The sequence below is a fragment of the Thermostichus vulcanus str. 'Rupite' genome, from assembly GCF_022848905.1.
Taxonomy (GTDB): domain Bacteria; phylum Cyanobacteriota; class Cyanobacteriia; order Thermostichales; family Thermostichaceae; genus Thermostichus; species Thermostichus vulcanus_A.
On the sequence record NZ_JAFIRA010000032.1, the window covers coordinates 1 to 15,745 of the forward strand.

17 protein-coding genes and 1 tRNA gene are annotated in these 15,745 nt (G+C 56.1%); 7 read left to right on the forward strand and 11 right to left on the reverse strand.

The annotated features are described in order from the left end of the window. Positions 1–135: 135 nt before the first annotated feature. From JX360_RS11800 to yidC, 4 genes are all read right to left on the reverse strand, one after another. Positions 136–1,038, reverse strand: a complete 903-nt coding sequence (locus JX360_RS11800; protein WP_244351115.1) for a homogentisate phytyltransferase — start codon at positions 1,036–1,038, stop codon at positions 136–138. Positions 1,039–1,063: 25 nt separating this feature from the next. Then, on the reverse strand, positions 1,064–1,579 hold the full coding sequence (locus JX360_RS11805; RefSeq protein WP_244351117.1) for a YceD family protein: 516 nt from the start codon (positions 1,577–1,579) through the stop codon (positions 1,064–1,066). 57 nt (positions 1,580–1,636) lie between these two features. Then, positions 1,637–2,215, reverse strand: coding sequence for a Jag family protein (locus JX360_RS11810; protein WP_244351120.1), 579 nt, complete (start codon positions 2,213–2,215; stop codon positions 1,637–1,639). A gap of 70 nt (positions 2,216–2,285) precedes the next feature. Beyond that, positions 2,286–3,470: a membrane protein insertase YidC gene (gene yidC, locus JX360_RS11815; protein ID WP_244351123.1), complete on the reverse strand. Its 1,185-nt coding sequence runs from the start codon at positions 3,468–3,470 to the stop codon at positions 2,286–2,288. Positions 3,471–3,761: 291 nt separating this feature from the next. Between yidC and JX360_RS11820 the strand changes: the two genes are divergently transcribed. Then, positions 3,762–3,833 (forward strand) — tRNA-Asn (locus JX360_RS11820). A gap of 114 nt (positions 3,834–3,947) precedes the next feature. Then, a complete protein-coding gene (locus JX360_RS11825; protein WP_244351232.1) occupies positions 3,948–4,457 on the forward strand; it encodes an inorganic diphosphatase in 510 nt (169 codons plus the stop codon). Between the two features lie 86 nt (positions 4,458–4,543). Here the strand turns inward: JX360_RS11825 and JX360_RS11830 are convergent, their stop codons facing one another. Beyond that, a complete protein-coding gene (locus JX360_RS11830; RefSeq protein WP_244351126.1) occupies positions 4,544–5,563 on the reverse strand; it encodes an aromatic ring-hydroxylating dioxygenase subunit alpha in 1,020 nt (339 codons plus the stop codon). Positions 5,564–5,735: 172 nt separating this feature from the next. Between JX360_RS11830 and deoC the strand changes: the two genes are divergently transcribed. Continuing rightward, complete coding sequence (gene deoC / locus JX360_RS11835; RefSeq protein ID WP_244351129.1) at positions 5,736–6,437, forward strand: deoxyribose-phosphate aldolase; 702 nt, start codon at positions 5,736–5,738, stop codon at positions 6,435–6,437. Beyond that, a complete protein-coding gene (gene recO / locus JX360_RS11840; protein ID WP_244351131.1) occupies positions 6,434–7,255 on the forward strand; it encodes a DNA repair protein RecO in 822 nt (273 codons plus the stop codon). The genes deoC and recO overlap by 4 nt, the downstream gene beginning before the upstream one ends. Positions 7,256–7,264: 9 nt before the next feature. On the opposite strand, the gene JX360_RS11845 is transcribed toward recO, so the two are convergent. The 6 genes from JX360_RS11845 to JX360_RS11870 all read right to left on the reverse strand — a co-directional run bounded on the left by JX360_RS11845 (position 7,265) and on the right by JX360_RS11870 (position 13,590). Further along, entirely contained in the window at positions 7,265–8,251 is a 987-nt protein-coding gene (locus JX360_RS11845) for a phosphotransferase enzyme family protein (protein WP_244351133.1), read from the reverse strand. A gap of 146 nt (positions 8,252–8,397) precedes the next feature. Then, a complete protein-coding gene (locus JX360_RS11850; RefSeq protein ID WP_244351135.1) occupies positions 8,398–9,450 on the reverse strand; it encodes an ABC transporter permease in 1,053 nt (350 codons plus the stop codon). Beyond that, positions 9,451–10,938 (reverse strand): ABC transporter ATP-binding protein, encoded by a 1,488-nt coding sequence (locus tag JX360_RS11855; protein WP_425244396.1) that lies wholly within the window; start codon positions 10,936–10,938, stop codon positions 9,451–9,453. Between the two features lie 123 nt (positions 10,939–11,061). Continuing rightward, entirely contained in the window at positions 11,062–12,090 is a 1,029-nt protein-coding gene (locus tag JX360_RS11860; protein ID WP_244351139.1) for an aromatic ring-hydroxylating dioxygenase subunit alpha, read from the reverse strand. A 49-nt stretch (positions 12,091–12,139) separates the two neighbouring features. Further along, a complete protein-coding gene (locus tag JX360_RS11865; protein WP_244351141.1) occupies positions 12,140–13,168 on the reverse strand; it encodes a BMP family protein in 1,029 nt (342 codons plus the stop codon). A gap of 89 nt (positions 13,169–13,257) precedes the next feature. Beyond that, complete coding sequence (locus JX360_RS11870) at positions 13,258–13,590, reverse strand: hypothetical protein (RefSeq protein WP_244351144.1); 333 nt, start codon at positions 13,588–13,590, stop codon at positions 13,258–13,260. A gap of 230 nt (positions 13,591–13,820) precedes the next feature. Between JX360_RS11870 and JX360_RS11875 the strand changes: the two genes are divergently transcribed. From JX360_RS11875 to JX360_RS11885, 3 genes are all read left to right on the forward strand, one after another. Beyond that, positions 13,821–14,474 (forward strand): exopolysaccharide biosynthesis protein, encoded by a 654-nt coding sequence (locus JX360_RS11875; RefSeq protein WP_244351147.1) that lies wholly within the window; start codon positions 13,821–13,823, stop codon positions 14,472–14,474. A 108-nt stretch (positions 14,475–14,582) separates the two neighbouring features. After that, positions 14,583–15,185: a PadR family transcriptional regulator gene (locus tag JX360_RS11880; RefSeq protein ID WP_244351150.1), complete on the forward strand. Its 603-nt coding sequence runs from the start codon at positions 14,583–14,585 to the stop codon at positions 15,183–15,185. After that, positions 15,109–15,663 (forward strand): hypothetical protein, encoded by a 555-nt coding sequence (locus tag JX360_RS11885; RefSeq protein WP_244351153.1) that lies wholly within the window; start codon positions 15,109–15,111, stop codon positions 15,661–15,663. Before JX360_RS11880 ends, JX360_RS11885 begins: the two co-directional genes overlap by 77 nt. The last annotated feature ends 82 nt before the right edge of the window (positions 15,664–15,745 follow it).

The following is a 15,745-nucleotide window of genomic DNA, read 5'->3' on the forward strand; positions in this document are numbered from 1 at the left end:
AGCGTTCACGGTTTTGAGTGGTATCTAAGCTTAGAACGCTGGCTCCCCCTTCATCTCTTCAATCTCCAAAACTACCGCACAGCAAGGCACCCAGCTATCTGTAAGCAGCTTTTGTCAGTCAATCAGCCTACCCAGTTATAGAAAAGCCCAGGGATACAACAAATATTCCAGGTAAAATAGCTTCCAGATCAGTTGATAGTAATTCACGATTGCTTCCCGCCGCGTTACATCCAGACGGATCCCGTAGCCCAAGAGGATTCCCAACCCCAACACATGTCCTATCAACAGCCAACGACTGTTTTGCACCGGCAAAAACCCACTCCCCAAGCCAATCAACCCCAGATAGCAACAGGCCAAAATCCCAATACAAAAGGTGGAAATACGCTCTTGCCCAAACCGTAAAGAAAAGGTGGCGATGGCAAACTTACGATCCCCTTCCATGTCGGGAATATCTTTGTAGAGGGCGATCACCAAGCCAAAAATGGACATAAACCCCGTCAGCAACACAATCGGTGCCGACAGCTCTACCCTGGCCTGGAGTAGCTGCTGAAAATGGCTGTAAAGGCCCAAATTGACGATTACCCCCCGCACACAGTAAATACAAGCCGAGGCCGCCAGTGGAAAGCGCTTCAACCGCAAGGGGGGCAATGAATAGGCCGTACCAATCCCATTGCTCAGGAGCACCGTCAGCAGCAAATAAGGGATCCCCGTCGCCGCCAACAGCACGGATCCCACCCCACACACCGAGACGATTCCCATTCCCTCTGCCCAGGTCAGGGATCCCGCCGCTAAGGGCAAATGGGGTTTGTTGATGCGGTCGATCTCGATATCGGTGAGCTGATTCAGGCCGACGATGTAGACGTTGGCTGCCAAGCAAGCCACCCAGGCCAGGAGCAACGAAGGCAGAGGGGATAGCAGTTGTTCCCAGGATCCCTCAGTTACAAACCCCGCCAACAGGTAAAGGCCCAGCACGCTGGCACTGGTGCCGTAAAGGGTGTGAGGTCGGGCAAAACGCCAGAGTACCGGCAAGTTCAACATCAAAAAAGGAAGAGAAAGAACAAACCTAAGGGGAATCCTTAAGCGGAGCTTGCTGAAGCCTAGCTGCTAAAGCTCCAAGAGCAGCCCAGCGGGGATCCACCTGCTCCTGGGGGGTTTCTACCACAATCCCCTCACAGTCGGGGCGGCAGGGTAACTGGCGAGGCATTTCCAAATGCAGATGTTGATAAATCCAATCCTCCACATCCAACTCACCACTGGGGGGCAAACTCTCCAACAGTTCCTCATCTTTCAATTCCAGCTCCAGGGGCAGGGGTTCCGGGCTGGGATCCCGAATCAGAATGATCTCCTCAAACTCCACATTCAGCCGGTGATTAAACTGTTGCAAACACCGGTGACAGGTCAGGGTAACAATCGTTTGGGCTTGGGCACTGGCCTCCAGAAAATGGCCCCGATGACTCACCTGCAGGGATCCCTCTACAGGGGTCAGACTTTCGAAGCCCTGGAAAAACTGCTTAAACTCCAACTCCTGCGTGTGTTGGGGCAGCTGGCGTAGATCGGATAGACGAATGGGCTTCAACATTCCTACTCTCTTTTGTCGCTAGCAGGGCTCTCGCGGATCCCGCGATACAGACAATGCTCACTTAGCTCCTTCACGCACCGGACGAATCACCAGGCGACGATCTGGCTCTTTCCCCCGGCTAACGGTTTCCAGATCCGCATAGGCGGGGTCGCTTAACAGGGTATGAATTTGACGACGTTCCGCCGCCGAAAGGGCTTGAAACTCATATTCTTGGCCACTGGCTCGAACCTGGTTCACGGCTAAAGTTGCCATATCCTGCAGTTCTTGTAGACGGCGCTGACGGTAGCCATCCAGCTCTAAGGTATAGGCTTGCTGTTGGTCTTCCGGTTGATTCAGGTTCAGAAGGGTATTGGCCAAGTATTGCAGCGCATCCAGCACCACCGGGGAGCGATCCTCTTCCTGGCCCAACTCCCGTGGCGAAGGGGGGGCTTTGCTCAGTAAAAGTTGCTTTTGTGCCGTTGTTAGCGAAGCAGCCTCGATCTCCAGCGTTTCTCCCACCACCTGTACCGCAGCCGGGATGCCCATGGCGGAGAGCACCTGTTGCAGCCACTGTCTAGCACGTTCTTGATTTTCAGCCAAAGCTGATTCGCTCAGGGTGGATGCTGTTGCTCCCATAGAAGACTGAGGGGGACTCATCCTGGGCAACTCCAGTTCCAAAGGGGCTCACACGCTTACTCAAGGACTCAACTTAGCAGCAGGGGATCCCTTAAGGTTCAAAAGGTAATGATTCGCGGCCTTCTGTTTTGGGCTTAGCAGACTTTCCCACCTCTTCCGCTTCCACAGTTATCACTTCAGCCGCCCGCCGCCGTTCTTCTTCCACCAACTGTTGCAGGTTCTCTGGCAAGGGCTCGCGGGAGAGCAAGGCTGTTTGCACGGTTTGGAAAATGTTGGAAACCAGAATGTAAAGCAAGACACCTGCAGGCAAGGGGAAAAACAAAAACATCGCTGAAAACAACACAGGGGTGATACGCGCCATCGAACTTTGGCTGGGATCCTCCTTACCTGAATCCTGTCCGGCAGTCGTCAAAGATTGGTTTAAGTAAATAGACACCCCAAAGATAACAATCATGGCGACGATGTCCCAGTGAATGGTGCCATCTTCGTCAAAGGCACCAACGCGACCCAGTTTGTCGATAAACAGGAATCCCGTATCCGATGCTAAGCCCGGAATCGACACCTGTACCGTTACATCCCCTGGCTCCAGAGCCAGCAGGGTGCCATCCGGCTTAATTTGGGCGCGATCTTCCCCTTTGGTAATTTTCCAGGTGGGCTGCAGTTTGCTCGGATCCCCACCTGCTTCCACCACTAACTGTTCAAAGGGTTTACCTCCCGCCCCCTGCAACAGAAACTCCACTTCTTCCCCAACGCCAATCTTCGTGCCCTTTGGCTCCACCAGCACCACCGGCTTGTGCAGGGAATCGGTCACAAAAATATTTTTACTGGGGCTGACATAAGGAGCAGGCACCACCTCAGCCGCTACCTCTGTGGGCAAGATTTGCAGGTTCACATCGTAAGTCACCGCCGCAAATGGGGATCCCCGCAGTGTTGCAAACAAAGCAAACAGCACCGGCATCTGCACCAGCAGCGGCAAACAGCCCCCGAGGGGATTGGCTCCCAATTCGCTGTAGAGCTTGGACTGGGCTTCCCGCAGCTTCTGGGGATCATCGCGGTATTTCTCCTGAATTTCCCGCATCCGCCGTTGCATCACCGGGTTGATCACCTTCATGCGCCGCATGTTGCGGATGGAGCCCACGTTGAGAGGATAAAGGGCAAAGCGGATCACCAACGTCAGGAAGATGATGGCCAGCCCGTAGCTAGGTACGATCCCGTAGAAAAAATCCAGGATCGGCAACATGACGTTGTTGGAGAGAAATCCGACTCCGAAATCCATGAGGGGTGCTGGCGAATGTCCGTAACCTATTGTAATGGCTTCCGTCCAGTTGACGAGGACGTTTTCAGGGTTTGTCCGCCCGGATCCCCATGGCGGCCTTAGGATGCACCCGTTTGTGAGGCCAAACCCAGCCTATTGGGCTCTTCCTCAGCTGTCGCTGGCTGTCCCCACTGCCAAGATCACCCAAGCAACTGTTGTAGACCAGCAGCCCAGGGATCCCGGTTTTGAATGAAAGAGATCAGGATAGTTGCCTTGGGACACTTTCATCTCCTATGATGGGAAACGCTTCAATCCTCGGTAGCTCAGCGGTAGAGCGGTCGGCTGTTAACCGATTGGTCGCAAGTTCGAATCTTGCCCGGGGAGTCTCATCCGTAGCTTGCCTGCTCAGTGTCTAGCTGGCTTTCCCTTTTGCGGGGGAGCGCTTCGATTTATAATGCCCTCTGGCTGTTCATTCATCCCCTGAGGATACTTGCTGTGATCGACCTGTCGCGGATCCCTGCTCAACCTAAGCCTGGCCTCCTCAACGTGCTCATTGAAATTCCCGGGGGCAGCAAAAACAAATATGAATTCGATAAAGACATGGGAGCGATGGCACTGGATCGGGTGCTTTATTCCTCGGTGCAATATCCCTATGATTACGGCTTTGTGCCCAATACCCTGGCAGGAGACGGGGATCCCCTGGATGGCATGGTGATGATGGATCAGCCCACATTCCCCGGTTGTGTCATTACCGTGCGCCCGCTGGGGATGCTGCAGATGATCGATGGCGGGGATCCCGACGAAAAGTTGCTCTGTGTCCCGGCAAAGGATCCCCGTTATGCCTCGGTGAACACACTTGAAGATGTGGCTCAGCACCGTCTGGATGAGATCGCGGAATTTTTCGGCACCTACAAACGCCTAGAGAAAAAAGAAACCCAGATCTTAGGTTGGAAGGGACTAGAAGAAACCCAGGCGATCATCGCTGCCAGTCTAGCTGCCTACAAATAGATACAAATACAAATAGATACAAATAAAATAAAAGATTACGGAATTACGGAACGTTCCACGATTGAACTGGGGTTCAAGAACTACCCTTAGGCTTGGCGCCGTTGCTCGGTTTCTCCGTAAGCTTTGAGCAGCGCTGCCAGTTTGCGCCGCATTAGGATCCCGGGCTTATCAGCAGCCAGGTGTTGTTCGCCATCCATGCTCAGGGGGGTATCCCAATCGGTGGTTTGTAGGATAGCCTCGTCTTCTTGAACCACCATGCGATTGAACTCGATGATCCCTGCTGCAGGGATGTCTTCTTCGCGGTCACTGCGAATCCAGAAATGCACCAACTGAGACTCGCGGTCGTTAATGGGGGTGGCAGCCATAAACAAGACGGCGATCAACCCATTCGGATAGGTAATGCGGCCTCGATGCACAAACGGCATAAACCAGGTGGCATCCGTATAACGAACGGTTTTCTCCTCGAAAATGCCCAGGTTTTTCTGTTGTAGGGGTGGGTTGGTGGCGGGTATGGCGGTGCGGGCCCGCAAACCCCATTCCAACTCTTCTAGCTCCATCTGGGGTGGGATGGGGTTACTGGTATCCCCAAAGGTTTTGGTGTGAACGATGCTGAAGTGAGCATTATCCAAGAGATTTTCCATCATGCGCAGGCCACTGCAGGGAAAGCGCTGATAGAAGTGGTGAATGACGCGAAACCCGGGATCCTCGGCCTCAGGAAAATCCGGAATCGGCTGCAAAGGGTGATCATGCAGGCACACCCAAACGTAGTCGTAGCGAATTTGGGCTTGAAAGGCCTTCACCCTATAGCTGCCCGGGATCCGCTCATCTGCTGGTAACTGAGGCACTTTCACACAGGCCCCAGAGCCATCAAATTGCCAGCCATGGTAAGGACATTGAATTGTCCCTTCCACCACACAGCCCTTCGACAGCTGCGCTGTGCGATGGCAACAGCGATCCTCCACTGCCGCAGGGTTTCCCGCCTGATCCAGCCAGAGAACAATGCGCTGCCCCAGCAACTCAAAAGGTTTCGGCCCCCTCTGCAGATGGTTAACGGGAATCACAGGGTACCAAAATCGCTTCAGGACAGGTTGTTGAGTAACCAGCATTGCACAGAACCCGTCAAGGCCATAGAGAACAATAGTCGATTCTTTCAACGGCAGTGGTTGTGCTTGCTACTGTTGCATCTAAAAAGGGATAAAGGCTGCTGATTCAGTTTCGGATCCCTGTGGCTGAAGGCGGGCGCTAGAGTGGAGATCGTCAAAACTGGGGAGTAAGCAGATGCTCTCATGGCAGCCGAAGGGCGCTGTGGATGGCTCGATCAACTTGGCGGACTATATTGACCACACTCTGCTGTTACCGATGCTCACCCCAGAGCAGATCGATCAGGGCTGTGAAGTGGCCCTGCGCTATCGTTTTCCCAGCCTCTGCATCCCGCCCTGTTATGTGCCTCGGGCTGTGGAGCGATTGCATGGATCCCCGGTTCAGGTCAGCACGGTGGTTGGGTTTCCGATGGGCACATCGATGGCAGAGGTCAAGCTCTACGAGGCCCAACTGGCAGTGGAACAGGGCTGCCGAGAACTGGATGTGCGCATCAACTTAGCCTGGCTGAAAGCAGGAGAACTGGATCGTCTCCATGCCGAGATCGCCCAACTGGTGGAAGAAACGGGAGTCTGTGTGAAAGCGATTTTGGAAACGGCCCAGCTCACAGAAGATGAAAAAAAATTAGCCGGGGAAGTGTGCATTGATGCCGGAGTGGCCTTTTTGATGACCTCCACCGGTTGGATGGGGGGAGCAACAGTAGCGGATGTGCAATTGCTGTGGCAACTGAGCCGGGGAAAAGTCGCAGTTAAGGCCTCGGGAGGGATCCGGACAGTGGCTCAGGCAGAGGCGATGATCGAGGCAGGGGCCAGCCGCATTGGCACTTCTTGGGGCCTGGAGCTGATGCAGGAGTTGAATGCCAAAGGATCGGCCAGCGTATGAGTGGGCGCACCTATCGGGTTACCGGCATCAACTTAAAAGGGATCCCTCTGGGGGAGTCGGATCGGATTATCACTATCCTCACCCGCGAACAGGGGTTGATTCGGGCCGTGGCCAAGGGATCCCGTAAACAGCCTTCCAAGCTGGGGGGGCGCATGGAGCAATTTGTCGTTAATGACTTGCTTATTGCCCACGGACGTTGGCCTGCTCAAACCGATGCTTCCCAACGGCTACAACGCATTGCCCAAGCTGAAACCCTACAGAGCTTCCCTCGCCTCAGCCGCAGCCTGGCTCATCTGACAGCAGCCCAGTACCTGGCGGAGGTGACTTTAATGTTGGCCCTGTCGGATCAAACCCAAGAGGATCTGTTCGTGCTGCTGGTGGAACATCTGGAGCGTTTGGAACAGGCCCCTGACCCTGAGGCTGTCCTGCCTTTGCTTACCCATGGGTTGTATCACCTGCTGGCTTTGGCGGGGTTTGCCCCTCAGGTACAGGCTTGCCATTATTGCCACAGTGAGTTTCGCGGTCGGTTAGCTGGCAGTGTGTTTTTCAGCCCTCAGTCGGGGGGGATGGTTTGTGAGCCCTGTCGAGTGGCGCAGCGGCCCAACCCCATTTCGCTGGTCTCAGGTTCCGTTTTGCAAGCCTTGGGATCCCTGCCGAATCCGACCTTGCCCAGCCTGTCTGAAGATTCCCTGCCTTTGGCAGCCTGGTTGGGAACAGAACGCCTGCTGCGGCGCATCTTGGAACATCATGCCGAACGGGAAATCCGCTCCGCCAGGCTCTTGGCCAGTTGCTATGCCCTCACCCCTTCTGAAACATGAACCTCTCCTTCAAAGGCCGCGGATCGACTCCAGTAACTGGGGTGCTACAGCTTTTAGGGCTTGATAAAGGCGGATTTGCTGTCGGCAACGGGCGAGGTTGTGGGCTTTGCGACTGGGGTATCGCTCAGGATCCCAATTCCAGTAGCAGTCTTCAAACCAATCCTGGAGAAAGCGCATTGCCAGTTCTAGGGTGATCAATTGGATCCCCTGGAGGATCAACTCTGGTTGCAGGGCGCGGAGGTTCCCGGTTTGGGCATAGCCGCGTAACCCCGCCAAGATCGCTTCAGCCTGGAGGGTTTCCCCTCGTTTACCCCAAGAGCGTAGAGCATCTCCCAGTTCAATGTAGAGGTTGTGGTGCATAAAGGTATCGAGATCCAACAGGCCAACAAATTGCCCCTGCTCATCAAACAAAAAGTTGTTGAATTTAAGGTCAGCATGGATGATTTGGGTCGGGATCCCGGAGGGCAAAAATAGGGTTGGCACGGTATTGATAAGAAAGTCCCATTCCGCTTGCACCTCGGCGGTTGGGGAGTGGCGCTGTAGCTGCCGCCAAATGTAAACCGTATCGTGAAAGTGCGGGATCCGAAACCGGAAACGATACTCAAACCGAGCCAAGAGCTGATGCAGTCGCCCAATCGCCGCCCCCGCCTGTTCCAGGTACCCCCAATCGGGAGGGGTTTGATGACAAAATCCCGGTAAACACTCCATCACTCGCCACAGTCCTTCTGCCCAGCTCAAATGCAGGGATCCATCACGGGCACGGCAGAATTGTGGGGTAGGAAAGCCCTGTTGTCGTAGCCATTGGCTGATGGTTTGGCCATCTTCGGTGACAGTGGGATCAAAGATCGGGTGAAGACGCTGGGCAATAAAGGATCCCTGAGGGGTACTGAGTTTCCAGGTTTGGTGGATGAGGCCGATTTGGATCGGTTGAGGGGGTTCGGGATCCCCCAGTTGAAAGTGCTGAGTGAGGGGATCCAACCAGGTAAGATCAGACATGGGTAAGGGATCCGGCAAGGTCAAAGCGCACTGTACGACGATTCAGACAGCCCCTACAAGCTCCGTTAGAGAGAGGGCTGTACCACCGAATACTTCTATCTGCCTAAAACCTCACCCTGAACTTGCACAACAAGGGATCCCTGCCCTTACTCGCGCCCGCGATTTCTGCCCAAGGCATCCCCTGCCAACACCAACAGCACCACCAACGCTTGGATCACCTGCGCCACTGCCGCTGGGATCTGCATCCGTACCTGCAATGCCTCTGCCCCAATATTTAAGGCGGAGAACAAATAGGCCGCCACCAAGACCCCCACGGGCTGCAACTGCCCCAACAAAGCCACCAAAATGGCACTGAAGCCGTAATTATCAGAAATCGTGCCCTTCAAACGGGTGATGGTGGTACTGACTTCGATAATGCCCGCCAACCCCGCCAGTCCCCCACTGATCAACAAAGCCATTAAAATATTTCGTCCCACCGGGATCCCCATCGTGCGGGCCACACTGGCACGGGATCCCACCGCTCGCAACTGAAACCCCAACGATGTTCGCCACAACAGCACATAGACAATCCCGACCAACAACACCGCCATCACCACACCCAAGTGCAAGCGGGTATCCAGCAGCCGAGGCAATCGTGCCACCGCTGCAAACTGAGCCGATTCCGGTAAAAACCCCTTGGGATCCCGCAGGGGGCTACGGGCCATGTAGCGCACCCACAAAATGCCGATGTAGTTCAGCATCAGGGTAACGATGATCAAATTCATACCCCGTTTCAGATGCAGCCAACCCGCCAACCCACTCCACAGCACCCCTCCCGCCACTCCCGCCAACACCATCAGCGGCAGCACCAGCCAAGCCGGTTGATCCGCCATATTCAGAGCGACGGCTGCCCCCGCCAAAGCCCCCAAGTGGTACTGCCCTTCCGCGCCGATATTCCACACCTTGCAGCGAAAGGCTATCGTCAACCCCAACCCCATGATCAACAGCGGCGTCGCCCGCAACGCCGTTTCTGTTAGGGATCGTTGGCTACCCAAAGCCCCCTGCAGCATCACCCCATAAGCCGTCAGCGGGTTATGTCCCGCCAGGGCAATCAACAGTGCCCCCAACAACAGTGCTACTCCTGCCCCCAGCAGCGGCATCGCCACCAGGGATCCCTTGCCCAGCCGCAACGGAGTCGACCGCGAAAGCCACCCCTGCACCTACTCTCTCCCCGCCATCCACAGGCCCAATTGATGAATATCCACCCGTTCTGCTGCGGTTTCGCCGCGAATTTTCCCCTCGTAGAGCACCACGATACGGTCGCTCAATTGCAGGATCTCCTCCAGCTCCGTCGAAATGAGCAGGATACCTGCTCCCATCTGCCGTTGTTGCAACAGTTGATGATGCACGTATTCAATAGCGCTGATATCCAGCCCCCGCGTCGGTTGTGCCGCCAAAATCAGTTGCGGTTGCCGCGCCAATTCCCGTCCCAGCACCAATTTTTGGGCATTGCCCCCGGACAGTTTCCCAGCCCGTGTTTGGATGGAAGGGGTTTTCACCGTAAATTGCAACACCAACTGCTGGGCAAACCGGGCAATCGCCCGCCAATCCAGCCAGCCCCGCCGACAATAGGGATCCCGCTCCACATCCCGTAAAATCGTGTTTTCCGCAACACTAAAGTCGGAGAGCAGGCCCATGCTGTAGCGATCCGAGGGAATGTGGGCTAAGTTCACCGGCCCCGATTCGGCAAAGCGTAATGTCCCCGCTTGGATGGGCCGCAGGCCAGCGATCACCTCCTCCAATTCCCGTTGGCCATTGCCATCCACCCCCGCCACGCCGACAATTTCTCCGGCCCGTACCTGGAGGTGGATCCCTTGCAAAGCGGGCAAACCCCGGTCGCTTAGGGCCACTACCCCCTCCAGTCGCAAGAGGGGATCCCCTAGTGAGCCTGGTTCCCCGGCCTTCCCCCAGGAGGCCGGTTTGATCTCCCGCCCCACCATCATCTGGGCCAGCAGCCGTTCACAACCGGCGGATCCCAGACTTTGTAGCTGTTCGGCTACCGCCACCGTACCGACCGTTTTGCCATCCCGCAGCACCGTCACCCGATGACAGAGGGCCAGCACCTCCTTCAACTTGTGGGAAATAAAGACAATCCCCGTGCCCTGGGCAGCCAAAGCCCGCAGCGTCTGCAACAGTTCTTCCACCTCCTGGGGCGTCAGTACCGCCGTCGGCTCATCCAGGATCAGAATATCGGCGCCGCGATAGATGGCCTTGAGGATCTCTACCCGCTGTTGCTCTCCCACCGAAAGCTGGGCCACCTGGGCCGCCGGATCCACCTGCAACCCGTAGCGCTCTGCCAGTTGCCGCAGCTGTTCGTGTAGTTGTTTGGTGTTCTCCTGGAGCCAGCCGGATCCCTGCCCTAAAACAATGTTGTCTGCCACCGTAAAGCTTTGCACCAACATAAAATGCTGATGCACCATGCCAATCCCCCGCTGGATGGCCTGGCGTGGGGATCCGATCCGCACCGATTGGCCGCGCAAACGGATCTGGCCGCTATCCGGTTGGTAAAGGCCCGCCAGGATGTTCATCAGGGTGGTTTTCCCGGCTCCGTTTTCCCCGAGCAGGGCGTGGATCTCTCCTGGGCGCAGCTCAAAATCGACTCCATCGTTGGCCAGTACCCCCGGGAAGGCTTTGCGGATCCCCTGCATCTGCACCAGTGGCGTATCGGCGGGGATCCCAGTGCGGTCGGCGGCGCTCAGGTGGGAAAGCTGCATGGGTGAAGGGGTCAATGAACAACCATTCAAAAACTAGGAAAACCGGGAAACCCTACGTCAGGGAAGCACTCCAAACCGTAAGCCCAATGCCTTCAGCCAGCGCCGATACACAATGGCGGATTGATCCGAGGCCAGGTGTAGCTCCTGTTGCGGATCCAAGGGCAGTTGCACAGGCCGTTGCGACTCCAAAATCGGGATATCCTGCAACACAATCGCCTCCTGCCAGTCCAGCAATTCCTGCGCTGGGGTGTCGTGGGCGTAGTTCATGGCCATCAACATCCACAGGGTGCTTTCCTGCTCCGAGTGGGGAGTGACCGTCAGCAAAATGGCCACACACTGCTCGGCAGAATCTTTGCGCAAATAGGCGGTTAGGGGGCGCAGAGCACGATAGGTATAAGACACCCTCTCCCCCACCCCCGTACCATAGGGATCCGGCTGATACACCTGCACGTTTTCCGCCAGCACCCCCTCTGGGGTGATTTGCACCGGATAGTCCGGGATCCCGGCATGGGCCGGATCCCCCAAAATCCCCTCGTGCACAAAGGGAAAATGGCTGACATCCAGGAAGTTTTCAATGGCGCGGGTTCCACAGGCACGAACACGATACCCCCGGGACGACAAAGGGCGAAAGCTGGGATCCCCCCACTCTGGGAAGGGGGGAATTTGTTGTTGCGGCTCGGTCAAACAGACCCAGATCAACCCATAGCGCTCCTGTACTGCATAGGTGGGGATGCAGGCGCGTCGGGGGGGCGTTTGCTCCGGGTGGGCGGGAATATGAATACACCGCCCCTGCGCATCGAACACCCAGCCGTGGTAAGGGCAGATCAGGGTGGATTCTTTGACGGTGCCCAAGGAGAGGGCCGTGCCGCGGTGGACGCAGCGATCCGCCCAACAGCACCACTCCCCTTCCGCGTTCCAGAGCAGCAGATCTTCTTCTAGCAGCCGTATTGGCACCGGCTGAGGGGTGGTTTCCAGATCCTGCCGCCGTGCTACCGCATGCCAATCCCCTCGGATCAGCGGATCCTGCATCGGATCCACCGTTGCGGTTGGCGCTTGGGAGATGGAATCCGAAGATCGTTCGCTCATGACCCGCACCTTTGAGTTGCTTGGGGATCCCCGGCGAGGGGGAATGGAGTTAATTGGGCTGGAAGGGCACTTCCAATTCGCCACTTTGGATCTTGGCCAGGGTTGCTTCGTAGAGGGCGAGGGTTTCCGGGCTGATGCGGTCTTCAAAGGCCGGGTTAAACTCTAGCCGCACGGCATCGTCTGCGACCCCCAGCGAGTAGTACTGCTCGGCGTAGGTACCGGCTTGGGTGTCTTTCAACATCTGTTCAAAGGTGGGCTCCAGGTTCCAGACGATATTGGTCACCACCACCTCCGGGCCCAGCTCCGTCATGTTGCCCACATAGCCGGTGCTAAAGCCTTCTATCTCCTTGGCTGCCTCGATGGATCCCCAGGTGGGGCCTTGACCGCAGCCAATCCAAAAATCCACGCCGGTTTCCGCTTGGGCTAAAGCGGCTTCCTTGGCCCGCCCGACATCGTACCAATCCCCCACCGCCACATCCGTGAGCGTTGCCTCTGGGTTGACCAACTGCGCCCCCGCCAAGAGGGCATTGCCCATCGCTTTACACACCGGAATCTCAAACCCGTAGAGGGCTCCCAGCTTACCGGTTTGGCTCAGTTCTCCTGCCAGGATCCCCACCAGATAGGCCCCCTCATGAAAGGGCTGGTCATAGTCGGAGACATTCTCGCTGACCCGACCAATCGCCCCACCCCAAGAGAAGTTCACCTCTGGAAAGTCTTCTGCCACCGCAAACACAGCATCCTGATGGTTAAAGGAATGGCCGATGATCAGGTCAAAATCCTGCTCAGCGTACTGGCGCAACACCCGCTCCACATCGGGATCCGGGATCTGCTCCACAATCGCCACCTCTACCCCTTTGGCCTGCAGCGCTTTACCTGCATCGGCAGCCACCTGGTTCCAGGAGCCGTCGTTGGCAGTTCCTCCCAGGATGATTGCCAGCTTCATGCCGCTGATATCGCTACTCGATTGCGCCTGGGCTGTCCGTCCCAACGCAAAAAGGCTGAGCAGAGCCGCCGCCAGCGCTAACCGTGAAATCCATTCCTGAATACAACCCGACCGAAAGCAAGCCAGCCTAGACATGCAGAGGGATCCCTGAAGAAATCGGTACACTCATTGAGTACCACCCGCCCTCAGCAGCAAACGTATTCTCGACTACACTTTTCCGGCCTTCAGCCTTTCGGGATCAGTCGTTTCGGACAGGCGGCCCGGATGTGGGATTCACTCAGATCGGGCATGAGAGCCAAGGCCCGCTGGGCATCGATCTGCGCCTCACACACCGCTTCCAACACCTGTTCCCCCATTAAGGAAAGGGGCATATCGGCGGTTTGCTCGGGATCCGTATTCACGGAAATCTGTCGCACCCCCAGCGGCGGCGGCGGCAAGACGGGATCCGGCTCTTCGGGTGGCATTGTGGTGGAAGTACCCACATCCAACTGCAATTGGGCAAAGGCTACACCGCCCCCCAATATCAACAGGGATCCCAGTAGCAATCCCCATCCCATCCCGTGCATCCCTTGGCAAGGCCGAGATGGATTCTTGCATCGCTTCCATCGCTCAGGCCCGCTCATGTCCACAGCCCCATGACTCATGCCACCTCTCCAGAACCACCCATGCGTTCAGAATATCCAACAGGTTTTGCAGTAGGCTAGCGTTGGTCTTCTAGATCTGACCCTGGATCTGCACAAAGTTCGAGCACTGGTACCCATCGCTTTTCCCACAAGTCATTCCCTTTATGGCTCGTCTATCTCAGGAGCTAGCCCTGTTTTCCCAAATCCAGAGCCTGGTGGATCCCCTCAGCTCCCCTGCCTCCGAGGCGGGATCCCTTGAAGAAAGGATCCGAGTCGAGCAAATCTTGAAACTGGCGGGCGAACGCAGCTTTGGGTTGTTTTTGGTTGTCCTGTCCCTACCTTCGGCTTTACCCCTGCCTGCCCCGGGCTACTCGACACCCTTTGGCCTGTTGATTGTCCTGCTGGCGGCTCAGTTGGCAATGGGGCGAACCACCCCCTGGTTACCGGAATGGGTGTTGCAAAAATCAATTCAACTGAATCAATTTCAAAGGCTGGTGCAGGCCGGGATCCCTTGGTTGCAACGCATTGAAAAAATTTCTCGCCCCCGTTGGACTTATCTGTGTACATCGCGTCTGAGCCGAGGGGTTTTGGGCACCTTGATTACTCTCATGGGGATTTCCATGATCATTCCGATCCCGGGCACCAATACCCTACCGGCGATAGGGGTTTTTGTGACTGCCTTTGGTCTGATGGAAGAAGACGGGATCCTGTGTAGTTTGGGATCCCTGATTTGTGTGGCGGGTGGATTCCTGACCACTTCGATTTTGGTGGGGCTATGGCTAGGAGGAGCTACTTTGCTGGATTGGCTGGGTTGGTAGAAGGGTAGTGCGGGCCACTCTGATTCGGCTTGTTACTCAACTTAATATTCAACTTGTAGAATATTCCTGCTGGGATATCCTAGAAATAGCCCTTTATCTTAACGGCGCATGTCCCTTGCCCATGCCATCCTGGCCAGCCTTGTGGAAGAGGCCACCAGCGGCTACGAACTGGTGAAAGACTTTAACGAGCGTATTGCCTGCTACTGGCAAGCCAGCCAACAACAGATTTATCGGGAACTCAACCGCCTGGAAGAACAGGGGTGGATCGCAGGAGAACGGGTGATCCAAACCGACCGGCCCAATAAAAAGCTTTACCGCATTACTCCCGCAGGATTGCAGGCCCTCAAAGAATGGGTGGCGCAGCCCTCTGACCCAGCGGCAATTCGAGAAGAACTGTTGGTGAAGGTGCTGGCGGGGTATCTGGTGGATCCCTTGGTGATTCGGGCGGAAGTGCAACGGCGACGGGAATACCATCAGGCGCGTTTGGAGCATTATCACCAAGTGGAGGAGGCGTATTTTCAGAACTTGACGGCGGCTCCACTCCCAAAGCAATTTATGTACCGAACCCTGCGTCGCGGCATCCGCTACGAAGCTGACTGGGTGGCTTGGTGCGACGAAACTCTGGAGTGGCTCAATGGCACAGCTTCATCTGCAACTCCTGGAACGAAACCTGAAGCGGCTGCGGATTGGCTTGCGACCAATCTCGGCTAAGCAGGTTCTTTTGCGGGCAGGGGTAGGGATCCTGTTATTGGGGCTGGGATCCCAGCTTTGGGGTCGTTCCCTTTTGTTTGGCCTAATTTGTTGGGGGGTTGGCGTGGGCATTGGGATCCCTTGGGGCTTGGGCCATACCTTGTGCTTGGATCGGGAAACCCAAACGGTTTCCCTGACACAGCATCGTGGCCCCTGGGGATTGTGGCGACAGCGGGTTTTTTCCTATCCCTGGGCTCAGTTGCAAACGGTGCGGATGCATCGCCTTGGCCGGGAGGTTTTGGATAACCAAGCTCAAGAGAGTTTTCAAGTGCAAAGCCAAGTGCGATTGCGGTTTCAGGGGGAAGATTTTGAACGAGAAGAGGTGATTGCCCACTTCAGCAGCCAATCGGGCCTGAAAGGGGCGGAGCCGGAAGCCTTTCTGTTGTCGGAGCGCCTGGTGCGTTGGATACAACCTTATCTATCTTCCTCAAGCCCGTAACAAATCTAACTTTCTTGGGATCCCCAACTCCTGTAGATTGCTTGTTATGTTATCTACTGAACTGAATTGAGGTCGCGCTGAG